The organism is Methylobacterium sp. WL119, from assembly GCF_008039875.1.
Lineage (GTDB): Bacteria > Pseudomonadota > Alphaproteobacteria > Rhizobiales > Beijerinckiaceae > Methylobacterium.
The window spans coordinates 16,178-38,200 of sequence record NZ_VRUU01000030.1 but is presented as its reverse complement, the minus strand read 5'-3'; the positions used below and the strand labels follow the sequence as shown (position 1 = coordinate 38,200).

General features: G+C 70.9%; 25 protein-coding genes. 16 read left to right on the top strand and 9 right to left on the bottom strand.

The window, feature by feature from the left end; genetic code table 11:
- Positions 1-4: 4 nt before the first annotated feature.
- From FV227_RS13150 to FV227_RS13140, 3 genes are all read left to right on the top strand, one after another.
- Positions 5-478 (top strand): hypothetical protein, encoded by a 474-nt coding sequence (locus FV227_RS13150; RefSeq protein ID WP_147859126.1) that lies wholly within the window; start codon positions 5-7, stop codon positions 476-478.
- Complete coding sequence (gene pheT, locus FV227_RS13145; protein WP_147859125.1) at positions 475-2,895, top strand: phenylalanine--tRNA ligase subunit beta; 2,421 nt, start codon at positions 475-477, stop codon at positions 2,893-2,895. The genes FV227_RS13150 and pheT overlap by 4 nt, the downstream gene beginning before the upstream one ends.
- Before the next feature lie 76 nt (positions 2,896-2,971).
- Positions 2,972-3,847 (top strand): DUF1186 domain-containing protein, encoded by an 876-nt coding sequence (locus FV227_RS13140; RefSeq protein WP_187274786.1) that lies wholly within the window; start codon positions 2,972-2,974, stop codon positions 3,845-3,847.
- Here the strand turns inward: FV227_RS13140 and moeB are convergent.
- From moeB to FV227_RS13125, 3 genes are all read right to left on the bottom strand, one after another.
- On the bottom strand, positions 3,836-4,621 hold the full coding sequence (gene moeB / locus FV227_RS13135) for a molybdopterin-synthase adenylyltransferase MoeB (RefSeq protein WP_147859124.1): 786 nt from the start codon (positions 4,619-4,621) through the stop codon (positions 3,836-3,838). The genes FV227_RS13140 and moeB overlap by 12 nt on opposite strands.
- Positions 4,622-4,778: 157 nt before the next feature.
- On the bottom strand, positions 4,779-5,300 hold the full coding sequence (gene infC / locus FV227_RS13130) for a translation initiation factor IF-3 (RefSeq protein WP_243933822.1): 522 nt from the start codon (positions 5,298-5,300) through the stop codon (positions 4,779-4,781).
- A gap of 257 nt (positions 5,301-5,557) precedes the next feature.
- Entirely contained in the window at positions 5,558-6,787 is a 1,230-nt protein-coding gene (locus FV227_RS13125) for a glycosyltransferase family 4 protein (RefSeq protein WP_147859123.1), read from the bottom strand.
- Positions 6,788-6,944: 157 nt separating this feature from the next.
- On the opposite strand from FV227_RS13125, the gene FV227_RS13120 reads away from it, so the two are divergent.
- Entirely contained in the window at positions 6,945-7,736 is a 792-nt protein-coding gene (locus tag FV227_RS13120) for an alpha/beta hydrolase (protein WP_147859122.1), read from the top strand.
- On the opposite strand, the gene FV227_RS13115 is transcribed toward FV227_RS13120, so the two are convergent.
- Both FV227_RS13115 and FV227_RS13110 read right to left on the bottom strand, forming a co-directional pair.
- A complete protein-coding gene (locus tag FV227_RS13115) occupies positions 7,723-8,007 on the bottom strand; it encodes a DUF1150 domain-containing protein (protein WP_147729167.1) in 285 nt (94 codons plus the stop codon). The genes FV227_RS13120 and FV227_RS13115 overlap by 14 nt on opposite strands.
- Positions 8,008-8,118: 111 nt before the next feature.
- On the bottom strand, positions 8,119-8,547 hold the full coding sequence (locus FV227_RS13110; RefSeq protein ID WP_147729168.1) for an Hsp20 family protein: 429 nt from the start codon (positions 8,545-8,547) through the stop codon (positions 8,119-8,121).
- 376 nt (positions 8,548-8,923) lie between these two features.
- Between FV227_RS13110 and FV227_RS13105 the strand changes: the two genes are divergently transcribed.
- From FV227_RS13105 to FV227_RS13075, 7 genes are all read left to right on the top strand, one after another.
- Positions 8,924-9,415 carry a hypothetical protein gene (locus FV227_RS13105; protein WP_147859121.1) on the top strand — a complete coding sequence of 164 codons (492 nt, stop codon included), beginning with the start codon at positions 8,924-8,926 and terminating at the stop codon, positions 9,413-9,415.
- 103 nt (positions 9,416-9,518) lie between these two features.
- Positions 9,519-10,025: a Tat pathway signal protein gene (locus FV227_RS13100; RefSeq protein ID WP_246686491.1), complete on the top strand. Its 507-nt coding sequence runs from the start codon at positions 9,519-9,521 to the stop codon at positions 10,023-10,025.
- Between the two features lie 121 nt (positions 10,026-10,146).
- Positions 10,147-10,836, top strand: a complete 690-nt coding sequence (locus FV227_RS13095; protein ID WP_147729001.1) for a MotA/TolQ/ExbB proton channel family protein — start codon at positions 10,147-10,149, stop codon at positions 10,834-10,836.
- Between the two features lie 114 nt (positions 10,837-10,950).
- Complete coding sequence (tolR, locus tag FV227_RS13090; RefSeq protein ID WP_147859120.1) at positions 10,951-11,448, top strand: protein TolR; 498 nt, start codon at positions 10,951-10,953, stop codon at positions 11,446-11,448.
- 3 nt (positions 11,449-11,451) lie between these two features.
- On the top strand, positions 11,452-12,477 hold the full coding sequence (locus FV227_RS13085) for an energy transducer TonB (protein WP_147859119.1): 1,026 nt from the start codon (positions 11,452-11,454) through the stop codon (positions 12,475-12,477).
- A gap of 327 nt (positions 12,478-12,804) precedes the next feature.
- Positions 12,805-13,185, top strand: coding sequence for a hypothetical protein (locus FV227_RS13080; protein ID WP_147842349.1), 381 nt, complete (start codon positions 12,805-12,807; stop codon positions 13,183-13,185).
- Between the two features lie 9 nt (positions 13,186-13,194).
- Positions 13,195-13,446, top strand: coding sequence for a BrnA antitoxin family protein (locus FV227_RS13075; protein ID WP_147842350.1), 252 nt, complete (start codon positions 13,195-13,197; stop codon positions 13,444-13,446).
- A gap of 12 nt (positions 13,447-13,458) precedes the next feature.
- Here the strand turns inward: FV227_RS13075 and FV227_RS13070 are convergent, their stop codons facing one another.
- Genes FV227_RS13070 through FV227_RS13060 form a run of 3 tightly spaced genes read right to left on the bottom strand, consistent with a single transcriptional unit; the run spans position 13,459 to position 15,226 of the window.
- Positions 13,459-13,923, bottom strand: a complete 465-nt coding sequence (locus tag FV227_RS13070; RefSeq protein ID WP_147859118.1) for a YaiI/YqxD family protein — start codon at positions 13,921-13,923, stop codon at positions 13,459-13,461.
- Positions 13,920-14,156 carry a hypothetical protein gene (locus FV227_RS13065; protein ID WP_147729256.1) on the bottom strand — a complete coding sequence of 79 codons (237 nt, stop codon included), beginning with the start codon at positions 14,154-14,156 and terminating at the stop codon, positions 13,920-13,922. Before FV227_RS13065 ends, FV227_RS13070 begins: the two co-directional genes overlap by 4 nt.
- Entirely contained in the window at positions 14,153-15,226 is a 1,074-nt protein-coding gene (locus FV227_RS13060; protein WP_147859117.1) for an adenylate/guanylate cyclase domain-containing protein, read from the bottom strand. The genes FV227_RS13065 and FV227_RS13060 overlap by 4 nt, the downstream gene beginning before the upstream one ends.
- A gap of 294 nt (positions 15,227-15,520) precedes the next feature.
- Here FV227_RS13060 and FV227_RS13055 point away from each other — a divergent pair, with 294 nt between their 5' ends.
- Both FV227_RS13055 and FV227_RS13050 read left to right on the top strand, forming a co-directional pair.
- Complete coding sequence (locus tag FV227_RS13055; RefSeq protein WP_147729258.1) at positions 15,521-16,360, top strand: aldo/keto reductase; 840 nt, start codon at positions 15,521-15,523, stop codon at positions 16,358-16,360.
- A 95-nt stretch (positions 16,361-16,455) separates the two neighbouring features.
- Positions 16,456-17,718 carry a porin gene (locus FV227_RS13050; RefSeq protein WP_246687874.1) on the top strand — a complete coding sequence of 421 codons (1,263 nt, stop codon included), beginning with the start codon at positions 16,456-16,458 and terminating at the stop codon, positions 17,716-17,718.
- Positions 17,719-17,747: 29 nt separating this feature from the next.
- Here the strand turns inward: FV227_RS13050 and rfbH are convergent, their stop codons facing one another.
- Positions 17,748-19,094, bottom strand: coding sequence for a lipopolysaccharide biosynthesis protein RfbH (rfbH, locus tag FV227_RS13045; RefSeq protein ID WP_147859115.1), 1,347 nt, complete (start codon positions 19,092-19,094; stop codon positions 17,748-17,750).
- 164 nt (positions 19,095-19,258) lie between these two features.
- On the opposite strand from rfbH, the gene rfbF reads away from it, so the two are divergent.
- From rfbF to FV227_RS13030, 3 genes are read left to right on the top strand one after another with little or no spacing between them, the layout of a single operon-like run.
- The gene (rfbF, locus tag FV227_RS13040) at positions 19,259-20,026 is read left to right on the top strand and encodes a glucose-1-phosphate cytidylyltransferase (protein ID WP_147726170.1); all 768 of its coding nucleotides are present in this window, start codon (positions 19,259-19,261) and stop codon (positions 20,024-20,026) included.
- Positions 20,023-21,102, top strand: coding sequence for a CDP-glucose 4,6-dehydratase (gene rfbG / locus FV227_RS13035; protein ID WP_246686492.1), 1,080 nt, complete (start codon positions 20,023-20,025; stop codon positions 21,100-21,102). The genes rfbF and rfbG overlap by 4 nt, the downstream gene beginning before the upstream one ends.
- Positions 21,099-21,959, top strand: a complete 861-nt coding sequence (locus tag FV227_RS13030; RefSeq protein ID WP_147859114.1) for a class I SAM-dependent methyltransferase — start codon at positions 21,099-21,101, stop codon at positions 21,957-21,959. Before rfbG ends, FV227_RS13030 begins: the two co-directional genes overlap by 4 nt.
- The last annotated feature ends 64 nt before the right edge of the window (positions 21,960-22,023 follow it).

Sequence of the window (22,023 nt, the reverse complement as noted above, 5' to 3'; positions counted from 1 at the left end):
CGCCATGTCCACGATGGTCGCACGCCTGCTACGATTGGCCGAGCATATCGTCGACGCCCACCCGGACAGTTCGAGCGTGAAGCGGCGCGCCGTCAGCACGGCCTATTACGCTGCATTCCACGCCCTCGCCCGCCTGTGTGCCGACACCCTTCTCGGCGATTCCGATCGCGCGTCGAGCGAATACGAGAAAGTCTACCGCGCGCTCGATCACGGTTCGCTTCGCACGGCCTTCCAGCCCAAAGGCAGCCCGCTCGCGACGAATGTCTCGCTCAAACGGATCGGCGACCTGATCGTGCCGTTGCAGGGGGCACGCATGCTCGCCGATTACGCACCACCCCGCCTCGGCTTCTACCAGGAAAATGCAGCTCGCGATCACCTGGAGCAGGCCCGCGAGCTGGTCGGCCTCCTCGAAGCCTTGAGCGCATCCGAAAGGATGAGCTTGGCGATCCACCTGATCTTCAAAGACAGACCGATATGAAATTCACCCTCTCCTGGCTCAAGGACCACCTCGACACCGAGGCGTCCCTCGACGTGATCGCCGAGACGCTCACCCGCATCGGGCTCGAGGTCGAGGGCATCGAGGACAAGGCGGCGGCGCTGAAGCCCTACGTGGTGGCGAAGATCCTCACCGCCGAGCAGCATCCTAACGCCGACCGGCTCAGGGTCTGCAGCGTCGACGCCGGGGACGGGCAGCCGCTCCAGGTGGTCTGCGGCGCGCCGAACGCGCGCGCCGGCCTGCTCAGCGTGTTCGCGCCGCCGGGCACCTACGTGCCCGGCAAGAACATGACCCTCTCGGTGGGCAACATCCGCGGCGTCGAGAGCCGCGGCATGCTGTGCTCGGGGGCCGAGCTCGGCCTCGGGGACGACCACGACGGCATCCTCGAGCTGCCGGCCGACGCGCCGGTGGGCACGCCCTACGCGCTGTGGGCCGGGCTCGACGATCCGGTGATCGAGATCAACCTGACGCCGAACCGCCCGGATTGCGCCTCGGTCCACGGCATCGCCCGCGACCTCGCCGCCACCGGCATCGGCGCCCTGAAGCCCCTGGCCGAGCCGCGGATCCGCGGCGAAGGCCCCTGCCCGGTCGCCGTCGCCCTCGACATTCCCGAGGCGGCGCGCGACCTCGCCCCGCACTTCGCCCTGCGCCGCGTGCGCGGCGTGCGCAACGGGTCCTCGCCGGACTGGATGCAGGCGCGGCTGCGTGCGATCGGCCTTCGCCCGATCAACGCGCTGGTCGACATCACGAACTACATGACCTTCGACCAGGGCCGGCCGCTGCACGTGTTCGACGCCGCCAAGGTGGCCGGCGGCCTGACCGTCCGGCTCGCCCGCGAGGGCGAGACCCTGAAGGGCCTCGATGGGCGCGAGCACGCGCTCGGCGGCGAGATGGTCGTCATCGCCGACGACAACGGCGTCGAGTCCATCGCCGGCATCATCGGCGGGGCGGCCTCGGGCTGCGACGCCTCCACCACCGACGTGCTGATCGAATCGGCGCTGTGGAACCCGGCCAACATCGCGCAGACCGGACGGCGGCTCGGCGTGATCACCGATGCGCGCTACCGCTTCGAGCGCGGCGTCGACCCGGCCTCGACGCTGCCCGGGCTCGACCGCGCGACGCAGCTCGTCCTCGACCTCTGCGGCGGGATCCCGTCCGAGGCGACGATCGCCGGCGCGATGCCCGAGACCGACCGCGTCGTCGACTTCCCCTGGACCGAAGTGCGGCGTCTGGCCGGGATCGAGCTGTCCCGCGCCGAGATGACCGTCACGTTGGAGGCGCTCGGCTTCCAGGTCTCCGGCACCGGCGACCGGGCGAAGGTGCTGCCGCCGTCGTGGCGGCCCGACATCGAGGGCGAGGCCGACCTCGTCGAGGAGATCATCCGCATCGCGGGCCTCGACCGGATCGAGCCGAAGCCGCTGGCGCCGCTGGCCGGCCTCGCGCGCCCGACGCTGACGCTGATCCAGAAGCGCACCCGCCGCGCCAAGCGCGCGCTGGCGAGCCGCGGCTTGATGGAAGCGGTGACGTGGTCGTTCATCCCGCACGACGACGCGGTGCTGTTCGGCGGCGGCGGCGCCGACCTGGTGCTGGCCAACCCGATCGCCTCGGAACTCTCCGACATGCGGCCGAGCCTGGTGCCCGGCCTGCTGCGCGCGGCGCAGCGCAACGCCGACCGCGGCTATCCCGATGCCGCCATGTTCGAGGTCGGGCAGTGCTTCGCCGACGACACGCCGGAGGGACAGACCATCCGCGCCGCGGCCGTGCGCCGGGGAACGGCCAACCTCGCGGGCGGCGGGCGCCACTGGGACGGCACCGCGCCGACCGTGGACGCCTTCCAGGCCAAGGCCGACGCGATGGCGATGCTGGCCGCCCTCGGCGTTCCGACGGGCGGGCTCCAGGTCGTGGCGGGCGGCCCGGACTGGCTGCATCCCGGCCGCTTGGGCACGCTCCAGTTCGGCCCGAAGAACCCGGTCGGCTTCTTCGGCGAGGTGCATCCGCGGGTGATGAAGGCGCTCGATCTCAAGGGCACCCTGGTGGCGTTCGAGATCGTCCTCGACGCGATCCCGGCCCCGAAGCTGAAGCCGACCAAGACCAAGGGCGTGGCGACGCTCTCGGACTTCCAGCCGCTGTCGCGCGACTTCGCCTTCGTCGTCGGCCGCGACGTCGCCGCCGGCGAGATCGTCAAGGCGGCGGCCGGCGCCGAGCGCAAGCTCGTCACCGGCGTCGACGTGTTCGACGTCTACGAGGGCACCGGCATCCCGGAGGGCTCGAAGTCGGTGGCGATCGCGGTGCGGCTGCAGCCGCTGGAGCGGACGCTGACCGATGCGGAGATCGAGGCGGTGAGCGCCCGGATCGTCGCCGAGGTCGGCCGCAAGACCGGCGCGACGTTGCGCGGCTGAACCCCGCGCCCCGACGACCATACCGGCGCGCGACCTGCACGCGACGCGATCGGCACGCAACGAGGGCGACCCAACCATGACCGACGCCGAAGCGCTCAGCCAGGCACTGTCCCTTGCCGAGACCCTGCCCGAGCCGCTGCTGCGTCGCGCCCTGGCCGAGCCGGATCTCGTCGCGGACGAGACCCTTCGCCTCCTCTCGGTGGCGGCCGAGGGCGCCGAGCTGACGCCGGAGCAGGAGAACTTGCTGTTCTGGGGGCTGCACGTGCTCGCCCATGCCCGCGATCCGCGGCTGCTCGCCCCGCTCCTGCGCTTCCTGCGCCAGGACGAGGAGAGCGTGGACGCGGTGCTCGGCGACGCCGTCACCACGACGCTCGCCCGCATGATCGCGAGCCTGTTCGACGGGCGGACCGACGGGATCTTCGCGCTGATCCTCGACAGCACGGTCGACGATGCGGTGCGCCAAGCGCTGCTGTCCGCCTGCGTCTTCCTGGCGATCGAGGGTCGGATTCCGCGCCAGACCCTGCGCGACCTGCTGGTCCGCTTCGACGACGCGAAGGCCGCCGTCGAGGAGGCGGTCGGCTGGATCGCCTGGGAGGAGGCGATCGCCTATCTCGGCCTGCGCGATCTCGCCCCGCGGGCCGAGGCGGCCCGGCGCGACAAGCGCATCACCGACGAGTTCAGCGATGCCGCGTGGTTCAAGGAGACCCTGCGCGAGGCCGAGCGCAAGCCCAACGACCGGTCGCGCCTCGACGCGTGGAACCACGGCTACCTCGACGACCCGATCGTTCAGCTCGCCTGGACCAAGGCCGGCTACGGCCTGCCGACGGTCAACCCGTTCAAGGACGTCGGCCGCAACGATCCCTGCCCGTGCGGCAGCGGCAAGAAGTTCAAGAAGTGCTGCCTCGGCAAGGTGGATGCCGAAGCGGAATGGACCCCGCCATCAGGCTTGTGACGGCACCGCGCCGCTGAGCGGGTTCGCCTCGTCCCAGGCGTAGCCCAAGGTCTCGAACCGCATCGCGCGGGCATCGACCATCAGCAGCCGCCCGACCAGCGGCTCGCCGAAGCCGGTCACCGCGCGGATCACCTCCATCGCCATCAGCGAGCCCATCACGCCGGCGAGCGCCCCGAGCACGCCGGCTTCCGCGCAGGGCGGCACGGTGCCGGGCGGCGGCGGGTTCGGGAACAGGCAGCGGTAGGTCGGGTTCGGGTCGCCGTCCGGCCCGGTCTCGTGGGCGCGGATCGTCGTCAGCGTGCCATCGAAACGGCCGAGGGCGGCGGTGACCAAGGGGCGGCGCGCCCGGTAGCAGGCGTCGGACACGGCGTAGCGGGTCGCGAAGTTGTCCGAGCCGTCGGCGACGACGTCGTACGCGGCGGCCAAGGCTTCGGCGGATGCGGCATCGATCCGGATCGGATGGGCGACCACCGTCACGTTCGGGTTGAGGCGGGCGACGGCGTCCGCGGCGCTCTCGACCTTCGGGCGGCCGAGATCCGGTGTGCCGTGGATGATCTGGCGCTGCAGGTTCGAGAGCGAGACCGTGTCGTCGTCGACGATGCCGATCGTGCCGATGCCGGCGGCGGCCAGGTACTGGATCAGCGGGGCGCCGAGCCCGCCGGCACCGATCACGAGCACGCGCGCCGCCTTCAGCCTGCCCTGCCCGGGGCCGCCGATCTCCGGCAGCACGAGGTGGCGGGCGTAGCGTTCGATCTCGTCGGATGTCAGGGCCATGCGCAGCAGATAATCCGCGCGACCGGCCGGTGAAAGCGCGACGGCCCGTGAAAGGCGCATGGTGTCCGATGAACGGCGACGCGCGACCGCATCATGAAAAACGCCGCCTCGCGGAGCGAGACGGCGTTTTGGAATTCCACGGGCCTCGGCGGAGCGATCAGCGCGGTGCCAGGATCATGATCATCTGGCGGCCTTCGAGCATCGGCTCGCTTTCCACCTTGGCGATCTCGGCGGTCTCGGTCTTCACCCGCTCGAGCAGGCGCAGGCCGATATCCTGGTGCGCCATCTCGCGACCGCGGAAGCGCAGGGTCACCTTGACCTTGTCGCCCTCCTCGAAGAAGCGCTGCACCGACTTCATCTTGGTGTCGTAGTCGTGCTTGTCGATGCCGGGGCGGAGCTTGATCTCCTTCACCTCGACCGTTTTCTGCCGCTTGCGGGCCTCGTTCTGCTTCTTCTGTTCGTTGAAGCGGAAGCGGCCGTAGTCGAGCAGCTTGCAGACGGGAGGAACGGAGTTCGGTGCGATCTCGACGAGGTCGAGGCCGGCCTCTTCGGCCAGGGCCAGAGCATCGAAGAAGGCGACGACGCCCCGGTTCTGGCCGGTGTCGTCGATGAGCTGCACTTCGCGCACGCCGCGGATGTCCCGGTTGGCGCGAGGCCCGTCCTTCTGCGGGGCCGGCATGGCTCTCATGGGTCTACGAATGGCGGTGTTCTCCTGATGCAACGACGAAACGGCGGCCCCTGGCATCCCGTTCCAGGCTGCCCAGACCACCGATCGCTCCGGCCTATCCCGGACAGCTTACCTTGGCCGAACCGTGCGGCAAGTCAACACATGCCGCCGTCTCGACGCAAAACCATACCGGCTCCCGCGATGCGAAAACCTTTTCCCCGATGTGAAGCTTGCGGGCCAAAAGAACAAGCCCCCATCGCGACGCGGGGTCAGGCGGGCTCCGACCGGCCGAGCAGCTTGGCGTAGATCGCCAGCGTGTCGCCGACCATGCGCTCCAGAGAGAAGTTCGCCTCCACATGGGCGCGCTCGCGGCGGGCCAGCGCGTCGCGCGCGCTGGCGCCGAGCGACAGCGCCTCCCCGAGTGCCGCCGCGAGCGCCGCCGCATCGCCGGCGGGAACGCGCCAGCCGGTGCGCTGGCCGGCCGACACTTCGGGCGGGCTCAAAACGGTTTCGGGGACCGCGCCGAGATCGGACACCACCACCGGCGTGCCGAGCGCCTGGGCCTCGACGGCGGAACGGCCGAACGCCTCCGGCTCGACGGAGGGCACCGCGACGACCGAGGCGGCCCGGAAGGCCGCCGGCATGTCGGTGCAATGCCCGACGCGGCGGACGATTCCCTCGAGCCCGCGCGCCACGACCAGCGCGTCGAGCTCGCGCTCGTAGGCGACCCTGCCTTGGGGGTCGCCCGCGAGCACGATGGCGAAGTCGGCGACGCCCTGCGCACGCATCAGCGCCGCCGCCTCGATCAGGATGCGCTGGCCCTTCCACGCGGTGAGGCGGGCCGCCAGCAGGACGACGCGCTCGTGCGGGGCGACGCCCCAGACGCGGCGCAACGCCTCGACCCGCGCGGCGCCGACCGCGACGGGAGTGAAGGCGGAGAGGTCGGTTCCGCGGTGGATCACCTGAACCCGGTCGCCCGCCTGCTCGGCATGCAGGCGACGGATCAGGTCGGCGGTGTAGTGCGAGTTGGCGATCACCACGTCGCCGCGCGCCATCACCGAGTTGTACAGCACCTTCACGCCGGTACGACCGGAATAGCTGCCGTGATAGGTCGTAACGAAGGGCAGCTTCAGCCGTCGCGCGGCGCCGAGCGCGACCCAGGCCGGGGCGCGGGACCGCGCATGGATGATCTGCACGCCCTCGCGCCGGCACAGGCGCGCCAGGCGGCCGACGTTGAGGGCCATCTGGACGGGGTTCTTCGATGCCGCCGGGAACGGCAGGCAGATGCCGCCCTTGGCCTGAAGCTCGCCGACGAGGCGCCCGCCCTCCGTCGCCACCAGCGCACGCGCACCCGCCGCCGCGAGGCCGGCCGCGATGTCGACGGTGGTGCGCTCGGCACCGCCGGCGTCGAGCTCGGGAATGATCTGGAGGACGCAGGCACCGGCCAGCGGCGACGCGTCGCCGGGGAAGCCGACCGACGGACGGGAATCGCCGTTCATCGGCGGCTGCGCGGCGAGAGGGCGCAGGCGGGCCGCGGCCGCAGGGAAGCGTTCATTGTCATAGGATCACGGGTACGCTTTACGGTCTGGTAAACGGCGGCTGAAGACGCGGCGTTCAGGTCGGGAACGCGCGGGCCGGGCGAATCGGGAGAGTGGGATGCGGGACGGGACGACGTTGGAGCACGTCGACGTCGGCGAAGGGGCTGACCGACGCCGGATCGCCGTGCGCGTGCGCGACGGGGCGGGTCCGGTGATCGTCTGGCTCGGAGGCTTCCGCTCGGACATGGGCGCCACCAAGGCGATGGCGGTCGACGCCTGGGCCGCCGCCGAGGGGCGGCGCTTCGTGCGGTTCGATTATTCCGGCCACGGCGAATCCGAGGGCGAGTTCTCGGCCTGCACGATCTCGACCTGGCTCGCCGACGCCGAGGGCGTGCTCGCCGCGCACGCGCCGGAAGCGCCGGTGCTGATCGGATCCTCGATGGGCGGATGGATCGCCTGCCTCGCGGCGCGAAACCTCGCGGCGCGCGGGGCGCCGGCGCCGACCGGCCTCGTGCTGATCGCGCCGGCCCTCGACTTCACCGAGGACCTGATGTGGGATCGGTTCCCGCCCGAGGTGCGCCGCACGCTGGAGCAGGACGGCGTCTGGCTGCGCCAGAGCGCCTACGCGCCCGAGCCCGACGCGATCACCATGGCGCTGATCGAGGATGGCCGGCGCAACCGCCTGCTGACCGGCGCCCTCGACCTGCGCTGCCCGGTCCACGTCCTCCAGGGAATGAACGATCCGGACGTGCCGCACGCCCACGCCTTCCGCATCCTGGACCGGCTGCCGGCGGCGGGCACGGTCCTCACGCTGATCGCGGACGGCGACCACCGCCTGTCGCGGCCGCAGGATATCGCGCGGCTGCTCTCGGCGGTGGCGGAGATGGCGAGACCGGCTAGTGCAGGCTGACCGGGAAGAGGTCGTGCTCGGCGGCGTTGGCGAGGATCACCTCGCGCGAGTCCGCGAGCAGGATCGGCGCGCCGCTGGCCGACAGGAGCGCGAACAGGTCGAGGCCGGGCGTCAGCTGCGGCGCCTGCGGGAACAGCCGCATCACCTCGTCGGAGCGGATCGAGCGGACGTAGGCGATGTGCCCTTCGCCCAGGGCCGCGAGGTCGGCGGCGTTGAATTCGGCCGGATCGAGGTCGGCGGCCGTCAGCGGCGAGGTGTTGAGGTCGGTCATGTCGTGCCCTCCTTTCGAGGCAGAGCAATCGGCCCGGAAACGATCCCGTCTTGATCGAACCGATCCGGCGATCGTGGGCCTGATCCTGATGTGGGGTGCTTTTCCCGCGGATCAATCGCGCTCGAGGATGGCGATGCGGCGCACCACCCGCTCGGGCTCGGGCCGGGCCAGATCGATCGAGAGCAGCCCGTTCGACAGGTCGGCGCCGAGCACCTCCATCCCGTCGGCCAGCAGGAACGCGCGCTGGAACTGCCGCGCCGCGATGCCCCGGTGGAGGAACAGCCGCTCCTTGTCGTCGACCTGACGGCCGCGGACGATCAGCTGGTTCTCCTCCAGCATCACGTCGAGCTGGTCGCGCGTGAAGCCGGCCACCGCCAGGGTGATCCGCAGGCGGTCCGGCTCCCGGTCGGTGCGGGCCAGACGCTCGATGTTATAGGGCGGGTAGCCGTCGTTGGCGGCCTTGGAGACCCGGTCGAGGGCCTGCTCGATCTCGTCGAACCCGAGCAGGAACGGGTGTCCGAACGGAGATGGACGGGTCATCGGCGGCAACACCCCTGTGGAGGCCCCGTGCCCGAATGCCGGTGGGCGCCTCGTCGCGGGGCCCGCTGGCGGCAGCGCCCCTTCCGGCCCAGCGGCCCGGCACGCCAAGATATGGACGAGGCGACCCGGCCCATCAAGGGACGCCGCGCCGCGCCGAAGGCGGGACGCACGGGCAGAAGCGGCAACGGACGGCGGGATCTTTCGGCAACAGACGACGGCCGAGAGCAGGGATGTATTCGTAACAGTTTGGAACCGCTCTGATTTTCGGGCGTGCTCTTGATCCTTGCCCTCCACCTCGGATACTTCCGCCCCGCAGGCACAGTGCGGCCCGTTTCAGCGTGACGAGGCGGTGCGGCAGGCACTTTCCGGAGGCCGAATGTCCGCACCGATCCTGTCGAAGCATGCGCCGATGCCGCGGGTGGCGGAGGTCTGCGGCGACGACGCGGAGGTGCTGGCGCTCTCGGTCGCCCGGTTCGTGGCCGCGGGCTACATGACGCGGGACATCGCATGCTGGGATGCGGCGTTCGACGGTGCGGAGACGCTCCTCGGCGCCGAGGCCGGCGGCCGCTTCGTCTCCGGGATCGTCGGGGTCGTCCGCGCGCTGCGCGCCGAGCGGGCCGATGACGGGCCGTTCATGCAGGCGACCTGCTGCCGGCTGACCGGGCACGAATGCGCGCTGGTCGGCCTGATCGGGCGCGGCCGGCGCAGGCTCTGGGGCGAGGTCGAGCGCGGCGCGGCCGCGATCACCGGCCGGCCCGAAGCGCCGCGCCTCGTCGCCGCGCTGCGTGCGGCGGTCGGGCCGATCGACGAGGCCGCGGGGCGTCTCGGAGCCTCGAAGCGCCGGCCGGACGGTGCGGCCCTGCACTGACCGGACGGAGCCGGACCCGACCGGATCCTTTCGGGGCGAACGAGATCGATGCGGTGCAGGGCGCCGGGAGACCGCCGCGGGGCGGAGGATGGAAAGCGAGTCGATGGCTGAACAGATGCTCGGGCGAGGCGTCCCGCTCTACCGGCGCCGGATCGGGCGCCTCGCGCTCGACACGGCGGCCAGTGCCGGGCTGTCGCTCGTGCTGGCGGCCTCGCTCGTCGTGTCGGCGACGGCGCAGGACGCCGGATCCGCCGACAAGGCCGCGCCGATCAAGCTCCAGCTCAACCGGCTCGAGCCCGCCGACGATTCGTGCCGCGCGACCATCGTCGTCGACAACAGCCGTGGGACGGCCCTGAAATCCTACAAGCTCGACCTGTTCGCCTTCGACACCGACGGGATCGCGCAGAAGCGGGTCGCCGCCGAGCTCGGCCCGATCCCCGCCCGCAAGACCACCGTCAAGATCTTCAACTTCCCCGGGATCGCGTGCCCGAAGCTGAGCCGCGTGCTGCTCAGCGACGTGCTCGCCTGCGAGGGCGGGGACGTCACCCGCGAATCCTGCCTGGAGCGCACCGAGACCGAGACCAAGGCGAACGTCCCGTTCGATCGCTGAGCCGACCTCGCAGGCGGGCACGCCGGCGAGACCTCGTGAGAACCGACCCGCCCGACGGCCCCGCGCCGCCGGCCGGCCCGCGGCCGTTGCCGCATCCGAATGACACCCGAGGGAACCCGCAATGGATCCGACTTCCGCCCCGATCGATGCCGGTCACGACTTCTCGTTCGTGGGCCTGTTCCTGCAGGCCGACCCGATCGTGAAGGGGGTGATGATCCTGCTGGTGGTCGCCTCGCTCGCCTGCTGGACCGTGGTGTTCGAGAAGATCGTCCGGCTCGCAGCCGCCCGGCGGCAGGCCAAGGCGTTCGATGCGCTGGTGCGCTCGGGCGGCAACCTCGAGACCGGGATGAAGGGCATCGCCGGCCACGTGGTGAAGGCGGCCCTCGACGCCTGGCGCGACCAGGACGCCTCGGAGACCCGCGCCGAGCGGCGCGACCGGATCGAGCGGGCCATGCGCGCCGCGCTGACGCTGGAGGTCAAGCGCCTGCAGAACGGCCTCGCGCTCCTGGCGACCTCCGGCTCGACGGCGCCGTTCGTCGGCCTGTTCGGCACGGTCTGGGGCATCATGAACTCGTTCTCGTCGATCGCCCGCAGCCAGGACACCTCGCTCGCCGTGGTGGCGCCGGGCATCGCCGAGGCGCTGTTCGCCACCGCGATCGGCCTCGTCGTCGCGATCCCGGCGGTGATGGCCTACAACAAGCTCGCCAACGACGTCGGGCGGATCCAGAGCACCTTCGTCTCCGGCATCGGCGTGCTCGGCAACCGTCTCGCCCGTGACCGCGGCGTCCAGCACCGCGCCGCCGCCGAGTAGCGCCCCCCGGCGATCTCACGATGCGCGAGCCCGACCCCGCGAAGGGCGGCCGGGCCTTCCATTCCCGCAGCGGCCGCCCTCGAGGGCCGGGCCGCCGATCCCGGAGGACGCCGCATGGCGATGGGTTCGATCCGCGCGAGCGGTTCCGAGGACGACGATCTCGACACCGCACCGATGTCGGAGATCAACGTGACGCCGATGGTCGACGTCATGCTGGTGCTGCTGATCATCTTCATGGTCGCGGCGCCGCTGATGACGACGGGCGTGCCGGTGCAGCTGCCGAAGACCTCGGCCGCCAAGGTCGCGCAGTCGCAGAAGCCGGTCGAGGTGACGATCGACAAGGACGGCAAGCCGTCGATCGCCAAGGAGATCTTCACGAACGAGACGCTGATGCCGCGCCTCCGCGCCATGGCGGCCGAGAACAAGGACCAGGTGATGCTGGTCCGCGGCGACAAGGACGTGCCCTACGGCAAGATCATGGAAGTGATGGGCCTCGTCGGACAGGCGGGCTTCACCAAGGTCTCGCTGATCGCCCAGTCGCCCGGCGGTGCCGCGCCCGGCGCGTCTCCGGCGGCGCCCTCAGGTGGGGCGGCCAACGGGGCGGCTCGGTAAGCCATGTCCGTCATCGCCGACACCGGGGCTCCCGAATCCCGCACGTCCGGGCTCGTGCCCGCCTTCCTCGTCGCGCTCGTGCTGCATCTCGGCGCGCTGGCCGGCCTCGCCCTGTTCAAGCTGACCCCGCCGGCTCCCCCCGGCGAGCAGCAGATCTCGATCGACCTTGCCCCGCTGATGACCGACGCGGACACGCAGGCGCCGAGCGAGACCCAGGCGAGCGAAGCCGCTCCGCCGGAAACCAAGCCGGTCGAGGACCCGGCCGAGGCGGAGCCGATTAAGCCGCCGCCGGAGGTGGCCGAGGTGAAGCCCGACGAGGCAGTGGTCGCGCCGCCGCCGCCCGCGTCCGTCGCGGAGGTCCCGCCCGACGCCGTCGCGGTCGAGCCCGAGAGCCAGATCATCACCTCCCAGGCCGAGCAGGCCGAGCCGCTGGCGCCCCCGCCGCCGGTGGTCGCGCAGGCGCCGGAGCCCGAGAAGCCGGCCGAGCCGCAAAAGCCGAAGGTCGACCTCGCCAAGCTCAAGGCCGAGCGCGAGGCGAAGCTCCGGGCGCAGAAGCGCCGGGAAGAGCTCGAGGAGGCCCGCCGCGAGGCCATCGAGGAGCGCAAGGAGGCGGTCCGCGAGGCGAAGGCCAAGGCCGCCCGCGAGGCCAAGGCGAAGCAGGCCCAGGCCCGCGCGGGCGCCGAGAGCCGGAGTTCCGCATCGTCCTCACGCGAGAACGCGTCGGGCCGAGCCTCGGCCGGGAGCGATCCGAGCGCCATGCGGCAATGGACCGGGGCGATCAGCTCGGCGATCCATGGCCGGATGAACCCGGGTGCCGCGAGCGGCACGGCCGGCGGCACGGCGATGGTGCGCTTCACCGTGCTGCGGTCCGGCCAGGTGACGAGCGCCGGCCTCGCGCGCAGCAGCGGCGTCAGCCAGATCGACAGCGCGGCGCTCGGCGCCGTGCGCGGGAGCCTGCCGGCGGCGCCCGCCGGCGTGACCCAGTCGAGCCTGTCGGTGACGATCCCGCTCAATTATCGCGTGCGCTGAACCGACGTCCGAGCCGCCGGCGGAAGGTGCCGCCGGCGGTCATACGTTCGTTCGTCGAAGGTTAGGCTACGGCTGCACGGGAAAAGTCGCCGTGACTTGCCTTCGACCAGGCCGCGGCATTCGCCATCGGGGCCTCCGGCGTGCTACACAATCACTCGTTCCGCACGCCGCGACGGGTTCGCGGTGGATCGGCGGAGACGATGCGAACCGGCCGCCCACCTGTCCTCGGGTTGCGCCGAGCCTGCCCATCCCGACGCAACGGCGCCCTCCTGCGGAGCGTGGAGCGCCCTTGTCGTGACGGGACCCGGACGGGACGAAAGGAATATGATGAGCGACGAGATCGATACGGGCGCGGACGCCGAGGACGAAGTCCGGACGCCGGAAGAGGAAGCCAAGCACAAGGCCGAGGAGCGGGCCGAGCGCGCGGAACGGGCCGAGCGCATGCAACGCGAGGGCGCCCAGGCCATGGCGGAGCACATCGCCTCGATCAAGGCCGTCGACGAGCGCACAGTCCGCCTGCGGGCGCTGCGGCTCGCCAAGGAGGCCGCCGACGCGCAGGCCAAGGCCGCCGAGGTGAAGCCGCTGACGAAGGCGGCCGCCGCGAAGGCCAAGGCGGCGGAGAAGGCCGCAGACAAGGCGGCCGACAAGGCCGTCGCCGAGAAGGCGGCCGCGAAGAAGAGTGCGGCCAAAGCCGCCAAGAAGGCCTGAGGCGCAACCATGGCCTTCGACCGCACGCGCCGCATCACCGATCCGCGTCAGGCGGCCGAGGCCGCCTTCAAGGCGGCCACCACCGCCAAGCCCGCCCCGGCGGCCGCACCGCCGGCCCCGCGCCAGCCGCAGGCCGCCCCTGGCGCGCGGGAATCGGTGACGCTCCGCCTCGACAGCGCCGTGCTCGCGCATTTCCAGAAGGACGGCCCGGGCTGGCAGGACCGCCTCAACGACGCGCTCAAGGCGCTCGTCGCCGGCTGACGCGCCACGCCGTCAGGTCGAGCCGCGCCGGATGCGGTTCACCGCACGGTCGAGGGCGCCGAGGAACTCGGACCGGTCGCGCGCCGAGAACGGGCGCGGCCCGCCGATAATCGCGCCGGCCTCGCGCAGGTCCTGCATCAGGTTGCGCGTCGCCAGCGCCATGCCGATCGACGCGTCCGAGAACGGCTTGCCGTTCGGCCTGATCACCGTCGCGCCCGCCTTCACGCAGCGGCTGGCCAGCGGCACGTCGGCCGTGACGACGATGCTGCCCGGCCCGGCGCGTTCGGCGATCCAGTCGTCGGCGGCATCCATCGCGTCGCCGACCACCACGCGCTCGATCCAGGGCTCGCGCGGCACGTTCAGGAAGCTGTTGGCGACGACGTAGACGTGCAGCCCGTAGCGGGCGGCGCCGCGATAGGTCTCGTCCTTCACCGGGCAGGCGTCGGCGTCGACGTAGATCGCCGTCGAGCCGGTCATGACGGCCGCCTCGCCGAGGCTCGCCGCTCCGCCGTCGCTCGCGGCCGACGGGCCTTCGGCACCAGGCGCGCCGAGAATCCCGCGACCATCAAGAGCACGCCAAGGGCGAACTGCGCCTTCGAGATCTCGCCGCCGATCGATAGCACGATCGCCCGGCCGACCACGACGATGCCGGCGAGCGGCAGGCCGTAGCGCAGCAGCATGCGCAGGGCGGTGAGCCAGCGTCCGCTCATCGCGCGACCCGAAGCGCCGGCCGCTCCGCCTGGATCGGCTGGGGCATCTCGGGGGCCGGCCGCTCCAAGGTCGCCACCGAGAGCGGCTGGCCGCGCCCGCGCAGGGCGTGGGCTCCGAGGGACCGCGCCGCGATCCCGGGCGGCAACCCGCCGAGGCGGGTGAGCAGGTCCTGCGAGATCAGGATGTTCACGCCGAGCGGCCGGCACAGCGCCTCGATCCGCGAGGTGACGTTCACCGCGTCTCCGAAATAGGCGATCTTGTGCCGGTCGACGCCGACTTCCGCCGTGACCACCGATCCGCCGTGCAGGGCCGCGCGCAGCCGCGGCACCGTGCCGAAGCGCGCGGTCCACGCCGGCGCATCCGCCTCGATTCGGTCGAGCACGTCGAACACGCAGGCGACGCAGCGCGCATCCTTGAGGCCGCGCGCCATCGGCCAGGTGATCATGGCGAGGTCGCCGATGTAATCGTCGGTGGAGCCGGCGTTGCGCCGCACCGGCTCGGCCAGCGTCGCGAAGATCGCGCCGAGATATTCCTGCGCCCGGAGGTCGCCGTGGGTCTCGGCGAAGGCGGTGGAGCCGACCACGTCGAGGAACAGGAAGATGCGCTCCTCCCGCACCGGCTTGTGGTAGCGTCCGACGAGGAAGTTCACGAACACCTCGCCGCCGATCAGGTCGCGCATCCGCACGACGAAGACCAGCAGCGCCGAGACCGCGAGCGAGTAGGCCAGCACCCGCGGCGTGATCCGAACCGCCGCCGACAGGCTGTCGGCGGTGAGCCCGAGCGACCAGACCACGAGGCCGCCGAGCGCGCAGCCGAGCGCGATCATCAGCACGTAGAGCAGCTCGGCCGAGGGCACGTACAGCATCGCCGGGAGGCGGCGCAGGCGCGTCTGAAGCCCGGAGAGAATCAGCCCGCGATCGAACGACAGCACCGTCACGCCGACGGCGAGGCCGTAGATCAGGCCGGCGGCGAGCGAGGTGCCGCCGACGAACAGGAGGTTGTAGAGAAGGCCGGCCCCGCCCGATGCGACGACGATCAGGGCCCAGAACCAGCGATGCTGCGGCAGCATTCAGCGATCCGCCTGGGCGGGGAGCGGGACGGGAGGCGGACAGGCAGCGTGCACGAAACCGATCCTGAAGCGTTCTCGAACCGGAGAAGGACGTAGCCCGCGGGACGGCGCCCCGTTTCGGAAACGGGACATCGTCCAAAGTCTAGGTCCGGACCCCGTGCCGAGCCATTGCTCAACGTCCCATGATGGCGCGATTAAGGCGCGGGCGCCATCCGTTCGCCGATCGGGCGGCCGCGCCGCAGACATCGGACCTTCGGGGCGCGCCGCGCGCCCCAGCGAGACAGGATCCACGCGATGCACGCCAGACCCTTCGGCTCGACCGGCCTCAACGTCCCGGTCATCGGGCAGGGCACGTGGCACATCGATGCCACGGCCCGCGACGGCGCGGTCGCCGCCCTGCGGGCGGGCATCGATGCCGGCATGACCCACATCGACACGGCCGAGATGTACGGCGACGGCGAGGCCATCGTCGGCGAGGCGATCCGCGGCGTCCGCGAGGAGGTCTTCCTCGTCTCCAAGGTGGTTCCGGGCAACGCGACGCGGCGCGGGGTGGCGCGGGCCTGCGAGCAGTCGCTGCGGCGGCTCGGGACCGACCGGCTCGACGCCTACCTGCTGCACTGGCCCGGCAGCCACCCGCTGGAGGAGACCATCGCCGGGTTCGAGGACCTGCGGCAGGCGGGCAAGATCCTGGCCTGGGGCCTGAGCAACTTCGACGTCGACGACCTCGACCGGGCGCTGCGCATCGCCGGCCCTTACCGCATCGCCTGCAACCAGGTGCTGTACCATCTCGGCGAGCGGGCGATCGAGCACGCGGTGCTGCCGTGGTGCGCCGCGAACGGGGTCGCGCTCGTCGGCTACTCGCCCTTCGGCAGCGGCGACTTTCCGAACCCGTCGAGCGCCGGCGGCCGCGTGCTCGCCGGCATCGCCGCGGCGCACGGGACGACGCCCTACGCCGTGGCCTTGGCGTTCCTGACGCGGATCGAGAACACCTTCACCATCCCAAAGACCGGCCGCGCATCGCGGGCGATCGAGAATGCGGGCGCGGCGAAGCTTCATCTCAACGCGGCCGAGATCGCGATGATCGAGGCACAGTTTCCGCGCGGGCCACGGCCACGAACCCTGCCGATGCTGTGAATCGCGTGCGGTCGGCGCCGCCCTGTCGCGATACCGTCAGCGATCCCGAGCTATCGGTCGTCCTGGGCACGGGCGGGGAGCTCTCGGAGACGATGATGGCGAAGCGGTCGATCGCGCGGCGATGCCTGGCCGCCATGCTGGCCGGTGGTGCGGCTGTCGCCGCCGGCAGCGTCGCGGCCGCGCCGATGGCCGGACCCTACGGCGAGACGCTGACGATCGACGACAAGGGCATCACGCTGCGCTTCCCGGACGACGCGGCCCAGCTTCGGATCGGCGGCAAGCTGCAGCTCGATTTCGGGGCGGCCGGCATCCGCCAGCCGGGGTTTGCCGAGCCGTTCTCCGACAACGTCGGCGTCCGGCGCTCGTGGATCGAGAGCTACCTGACGCTCGGCAAATCCATCGAGATCGCGTTCCAGTACGATTTCGCCGACCCGATGCGGCCGATCAACGATGCGGCGATCGCCTGGAAAGGCATCCCGGATATGATCCTCACGGTCGGCAACATGAAGGAGCCGTTCAGCCTCGATCAGCTGATCAGCGACAACAACACCGTCTTCACCGAACGCTCGCTCGCCGACGCGTTCGCGCCGGCCCGCAACTTCGGCTTCGCGATCGGCCGGAGCGGGGCGGACTGGAGCGTCGTCACCAGCGTCTTCGGCGGCAACGCCAACACCGGCATCCGCAGCGAGGGCGTGGCCTCGACCACCCGCGCCACCTTCGCGCCCATCCACACCGACGACGCGGTGCTGCATCTCGGCATCGCCGGGAGCTATCGCAGCCTGCCGCGGGACGAGACGCCGCTCGCCCTGTCGAGCCGCTCCGAGGCCTTCCTGTTCGCCCGCCCGTTCGTGAACACCGGCGACATCCGCGATGCGGCGAGCATCGGCCGGATCGGGCTGGAGGCGGCCTACCGCAACGGACCGCTGCTGATCCAGGCCGAGTACATCCGCACCGAGGTGTCGCGCTTCGACGGGGCGCGATCGGTCGCGTTCCAGGGCGGCTACGTCGAGGCGAGCTACGTGCTCAACGGCGCCGGCCGCGCCTACGCCGTGACGCCGAAATACGGCACGACCTACGCGATCTTCGAGGGCGTCAAGGTCGGTGAGGACGCGCGGGTGAGCCGCGGCGGGATCGGCGTGTTCGAGGTCGCCGCCCGGGTCAGCGCGATCGACCTCGACGACGGCACGGTCCGCGGCGGGATCGAGCGCGACATCAGCGTTGGGGTGAACTGGTACCCGGACCGCAACGTGCGGATCATGGCCGACTACGTCCGCTCGCGGACCGCGCCGTCGGCGCTCCAGGGCGGCCGCGCCGTCGATGCCGACGTCTTCATCGGGCGGTTCCAGCTGTACTGGTGACGCCGACGCCGCGCGGCCGGTGCGCGCGCTCAGCCGGCGAAGAACGCGCCGATGCTGTCGACCATGTAGGCGATCGCGTCCGGCGAGATCCCGGGATAGACGCCGATCCAGAAGGTGTCGTTCATCACCCGATCGCTCGCCGAGAGGTCTCCGACCGTCCTGAAGCGCCGCTCCAGCATGTAGGGCTGGCGAGTGAGGTTGCCGCCGAACAGCAGCCGCGTGCCGATCCGGTGACGGTTGAGGTGCTTCAAGAGGTCGTTGCGCCGGCCGCTCTCGCGCAGCGTCAGGGGGAAGCCGAACCAGGACGGCTCGCTCAGCGGCGTCGCCTCGGGGAGGATCAATCGGTCCTCGAACCGGCGCAGGCCGTCCCTCAGCAGCGCGTAGTTGCGCTTGCGCAGCGCGATGAAGCCGTCGAGCCGGTCGAGCTGGGCGACCCCGACCGCGGCCTGCATGTCGGTGATCTTCAGATTGTAGCCGAGATGCGAGTACGTGTATTTGTGATCGTAGCCGTGCGGCAGGTCGCCGAGCTTCCAGTCGAAGCGCTTCTTGCAGGTGTCGTCCTGGCCCGGCGCGCAGTAGCAATCCCGGCCCCAGTCGCGCAGGGATTCGAGCGCGCGCTTGAGCCGGCTCGACCCGGCGAAGACCGCCCCGCCCTCCCCCATGGTGATGTGGTGGGCCGGATAGAAGCTGAGCGTGCCGACATCGCCGAAGGTGCCGACCATGCGGCCGTCATAGGTGGCCCCGAGCGCGTCGCAGCAATCCTCGACGAGGAACAGGTCGTGCGTCTTGGCGAAGGCCGTGACGGCGCCGAGGTCGAACGGGTTGCCGAGAGTATGGGCGACGACGATCGCCCGCGTCCGCGGCGAGAGCGCAGCCTCGAGCGCGCGGACATCGAGATTGTAGGTCGGGATCTCGACGTCGAGGAAGACCGGGACGAGGCCGTTCTGCAGGATCGGGTTGACGGTGGTCGGAAAGCCGGTGGCGCAGGTGATCACCTCGTCGCCGGGCACGAGCCGCCGGTCGCCGAGCAGATGCGAGGTCAGCGCGGTTACCGCGAGGAGGTTGGCCGAGGACCCGGAATTGCAGGTCAGGCAGTAGCGGGCGCCGATGAAGCGCGCGAGGCGCCCCTCGAACGCCGCGTTGAAGCGGCCGGTGGTCAGCCAGAATTCGAGCGCGGAATCGACGAGCAGCCGCATCTCCGGGGCGCCGTAGACGCGGCCCGAGACCGGAACCGGCGATGCGCCGGCCTCGAACGGGCGCGGTGCATGGGCCTTCGACGCGTAGAGATCGACGAGGCGCAGGATCTCGTCGCGGATCCGGTCTGCGCTGGCCGTGGCGTCGAGAGTGGGCGCTTCCGTCCCGTCACCGTCCGCCATGCACCGACATTCCCCATTCCTGTCGCACGGGCGGCTGCTCGAGGCCCCTGCATCGCGCGAGAGCCGCGCGCGAGCTATCGTCCGGTATGGTTAACGGAATGGAAACGCCCTGACACTACGGGGTACCGTCGAACCGGTGCGGGCAGGGTGGGAGCACGGCACTCATGAAGGTCGTCATTTTGGCCGGCGGCCGCGGCACACGGCTCGGCGAGGAGACCATGATCCGGCCCAAGCCAATGGTCGAGCTCGGCAACAAGCCGATCCTTTGGCACATCATGAAGTACTACTCGTCCTTCGGGTTGACGGAATTCGTGATCTGCCTCGGGTATAAGGGGTACATGATCAAGGAGTTCTTCTCGAACTATTTCCTGCACACGTCCGACGTGACGATCAACCTAAAGAACAATTCGACCGTCATCCACAACAGCGTCGCCGAGCCCTGGCAGATCACGCTGGTCGAGACTGGCGAATCGACGATGACCGGCGGCCGCCTGCGCCGCGTGCGCAACTACGTCGGCGACGAGGACTTCTGCATGACCTACGGCGACGGGCTGTCGGACGTCGATCTCGACGCGCTGCTCGCCTTCCATCGCGCGCACGGGAAGCGCGCGACGGTGACGGCCGTGTCGCCGGCGGCACGCTTCGGGGCGATGGCGCTCGACGGCGAGCGCGTGGCTGTGTTCCAGGAGAAGCCGGCCGAGACGAACGACTTCATCAACGGCGGCTTCTTCGTGCTGTCGCCGCAGGTGCTCGACCTCGTCGAGGGCGACGACGTGATGTGGGAGCAGGAACCGATGGAGGCGCTTGCGGCGCAGGGCGAGCTCGCCGCGTTCCGGCACCACGGCTTCTGGCATCCGATGGACATGCTGCGCGACAAGATCCATCTCGACGGGCTCTGGGCCGACGGCACCGCGCCGTGGAAGCGGTGGTGATCGCCGGCGCCCTGCCGAGCCCCGCCTTCTGGCGCGGGCGCCGCGTGCTGCTGACCGGCCATACCGGCTTCAAGGGCGCGTGGCTCGCGCACTGGCTCGACGCTCTCGGCGCCGTGGTGACGGGTTTCTCGCGCGATCGCCTCGAAGGCCGGAGCCTGTTTCGAGACGCCGGGCTCGGCGACGGCCTCCTCGACCGCAGGGGCGACGTGCGCGACCTCGCGGCGGTCCAGGCCGCGATGGCCGAGGCGGAGCCGGAGATCGTCCTCCATCTCGCCGCGCAATCCCTGGTGCGGCGCTCCTACGCGGATCCGGTCGAGACCTACGCGACCAACGTCATGGGCACGGTCCACGTGCTCGAATCGGCCCGCCGACGCGGGAACGGCTGCCTCGTCCTCGTGGTCACCAGCGACAAGTGCTACGAGAACCGCGAATGGCCCTGGGGCTACCGCGAGAACGAGGCGCTCGGCGGCCACGATCCCTACAGCGCGAGCAAGGCCTGCGCCGAGCACGTCGCCTCCGCCTACGCCCGGTCGTACGGCCCCGGGGCCGGCCTGCGCACCCTGACCGCGCGCGCCGGCAACGTTTTCGGCGGCGGCGACTGGGCGCCGGACCGGTTGATCCCGGATCTGGTGCGGGGCTTCCGCGATGCGCGGTCTGTGGCGATCCGGAACCCGGATGCGGTCCGTCCGTGGCAGCACGTGCTGGAACCGCTCTGCGGCTACCTGGTGCTGTGCGAGCGCGCCCACGACGCGCCGGACCTGCTCGGCCAGGGCTGGAACTTCGGCCCGACGGCGGGAGGCGAGGTGTCGGTCCGCCACGTCGCCGATGCGGTCGCCAGGCTGTGGGCGGCCGACGCGCGCTGGCACGAAGCCGGTGTGCCGGGGCAGCTCCACGAAGCCGGATTGCTGCGCCTGGATTCGACGCGGGCCCATCGCATCCTCGGCTGGCATCCGCGCTGGAGCCTGGAGCAGGGCCTGGCGGCGAGCGTCGCGCTGTATCGCTCGGACCTGACCGGCGCGCCGCTGCGCCGGCTCCTGTCGAGCCAGATCGCGCGCTACACGGGGATGCCGGCATGAAGATCGCGAAACGCTGCGTCTGCTGCGATGGGACGGCGCTGCGCCGCGTCCCGGCGGTGCTGATGCCGTTCCTCGCCCATCGGATCTTCGGCTGGGACAGCGTCGAGATCACGCCGGACTGGGCGATGCGCGACTTGACGCTCGGTCGCGCCTACAGCGTCTGCAACACGCTGGCCTGCGAGGGCTGCGGCCTGCTCTTCCTCGACATGCGCTTCGACGACGCGGAGATGGCCGCGCTCTATGCCGATTATCGCGGCCCCGCCTATCGTGCCCAGCGCGAGCGCTACGAGCCGGGATACGGCGCCCGCAACGACATCCTGCTGAGCGGCAACGCTTACGGGCCGACGATCGAAGCCTTCCTCGCGCCGTTCGTCGGCGCCTCGCCCCGTGTTCTGGACTGGGGCGGCGACACCGGCGTCAACACGCCTTTCAGAGGCAAGGCCTCGGCCCACCACATCTACGACATCTCGGACAGACCCGTCGTCGCCGGAGCCGAGAGGGTCAGCTCAGATCGCGCACGGAACGGCGAATACGATCTCGTCGTATCGAGTCATGTTCTCGAGCATGTCCCCTTCCCGCTCGATCAGCTGCAACAGATCGTTCGCGCCATGACGCCGAAGACGGTTTTCTATCTCGAGATCCCGCACGAGGACATCGTCCGCGACATCGCGGAGCTTCCCCAGCGCGCAGCGGCGAAACGACATTGGCACGAGCACATCAATTTCTTCAGCGTGTCGTCGGTCGAGGCGATGTTCAGGAGGGTCGGCCTGACAGCATTGAAGCAGGAATCCCATCCGCTTCGTGCAGGCGGAAAAGATTTTCACGGGCTTTCGATCGTCGCTCGTTTGACCGCATGACTGCGGTTCTCGACACCCCGCCGATGTTCGAGGCGGACACATCGACCGAGGTCAGGCGGCCGCA

What these genes read in the sequence shown, in the direction of transcription:
- FV227_RS13150 (WP_147859126.1), top strand. Translation starts at nt 5, where the DNA reads ATGTCCACGATGGTCGCACGCCTGCTACGATTGGCCGAGCATATCGTC.
- pheT (WP_147859125.1), top strand. Translation starts at nt 475, where the DNA reads ATGAAATTCACCCTCTCCTGGCTCAAGGACCACCTCGACACCGAGGCG.
- FV227_RS13140 (WP_187274786.1), top strand. Translation starts at nt 2,972, where the DNA reads ATGACCGACGCCGAAGCGCTCAGCCAGGCACTGTCCCTTGCCGAGACC.
- moeB (WP_147859124.1), bottom strand. Translation starts at nt 4,621, where the DNA reads ATGGCCCTGACATCCGACGAGATCGAACGCTACGCCCGCCACCTCGTG.
- infC (WP_243933822.1), bottom strand. Translation starts at nt 5,300, where the DNA reads ATGCCGGCCCCGCAGAAGGACGGGCCTCGCGCCAACCGGGACATCCGC.
- FV227_RS13125 (WP_147859123.1), bottom strand. Translation starts at nt 6,787, where the DNA reads ATGAACGGCGATTCCCGTCCGTCGGTCGGCTTCCCCGGCGACGCGTCG.
- FV227_RS13120 (WP_147859122.1), top strand. Translation starts at nt 6,945, where the DNA reads ATGCGGGACGGGACGACGTTGGAGCACGTCGACGTCGGCGAAGGGGCT.
- FV227_RS13115 (WP_147729167.1), bottom strand. Translation starts at nt 8,007, where the DNA reads ATGACCGACCTCAACACCTCGCCGCTGACGGCCGCCGACCTCGATCCG.
- FV227_RS13110 (WP_147729168.1), bottom strand. Translation starts at nt 8,547, where the DNA reads ATGACCCGTCCATCTCCGTTCGGACACCCGTTCCTGCTCGGGTTCGAC.
- FV227_RS13105 (WP_147859121.1), top strand. Translation starts at nt 8,924, where the DNA reads ATGTCCGCACCGATCCTGTCGAAGCATGCGCCGATGCCGCGGGTGGCG.
- FV227_RS13100 (WP_246686491.1), top strand. Translation starts at nt 9,519, where the DNA reads ATGGCTGAACAGATGCTCGGGCGAGGCGTCCCGCTCTACCGGCGCCGG.
- FV227_RS13095 (WP_147729001.1), top strand. Translation starts at nt 10,147, where the DNA reads ATGGATCCGACTTCCGCCCCGATCGATGCCGGTCACGACTTCTCGTTC.
- tolR (WP_147859120.1), top strand. Translation starts at nt 10,951, where the DNA reads ATGGCGATGGGTTCGATCCGCGCGAGCGGTTCCGAGGACGACGATCTC.
- FV227_RS13085 (WP_147859119.1), top strand. Translation starts at nt 11,452, where the DNA reads ATGTCCGTCATCGCCGACACCGGGGCTCCCGAATCCCGCACGTCCGGG.
- FV227_RS13080 (WP_147842349.1), top strand. Translation starts at nt 12,805, where the DNA reads ATGAGCGACGAGATCGATACGGGCGCGGACGCCGAGGACGAAGTCCGG.
- FV227_RS13075 (WP_147842350.1), top strand. Translation starts at nt 13,195, where the DNA reads ATGGCCTTCGACCGCACGCGCCGCATCACCGATCCGCGTCAGGCGGCC.
- FV227_RS13070 (WP_147859118.1), bottom strand. Translation starts at nt 13,923, where the DNA reads ATGACCGGCTCGACGGCGATCTACGTCGACGCCGACGCCTGCCCGGTG.
- FV227_RS13065 (WP_147729256.1), bottom strand. Translation starts at nt 14,156, where the DNA reads ATGAGCGGACGCTGGCTCACCGCCCTGCGCATGCTGCTGCGCTACGGC.
- FV227_RS13060 (WP_147859117.1), bottom strand. Translation starts at nt 15,226, where the DNA reads ATGCTGCCGCAGCATCGCTGGTTCTGGGCCCTGATCGTCGTCGCATCG.
- FV227_RS13055 (WP_147729258.1), top strand. Translation starts at nt 15,521, where the DNA reads ATGCACGCCAGACCCTTCGGCTCGACCGGCCTCAACGTCCCGGTCATC.
- FV227_RS13050 (WP_246687874.1), top strand. Translation starts at nt 16,456, where the DNA reads ATGGCGAAGCGGTCGATCGCGCGGCGATGCCTGGCCGCCATGCTGGCC.
- rfbH (WP_147859115.1), bottom strand. Translation starts at nt 19,094, where the DNA reads ATGGCGGACGGTGACGGGACGGAAGCGCCCACTCTCGACGCCACGGCC.
- rfbF (WP_147726170.1), top strand. Translation starts at nt 19,259, where the DNA reads ATGAAGGTCGTCATTTTGGCCGGCGGCCGCGGCACACGGCTCGGCGAG.
- FV227_RS13030 (WP_147859114.1), top strand. Translation starts at nt 21,099, where the DNA reads ATGAAGATCGCGAAACGCTGCGTCTGCTGCGATGGGACGGCGCTGCGC.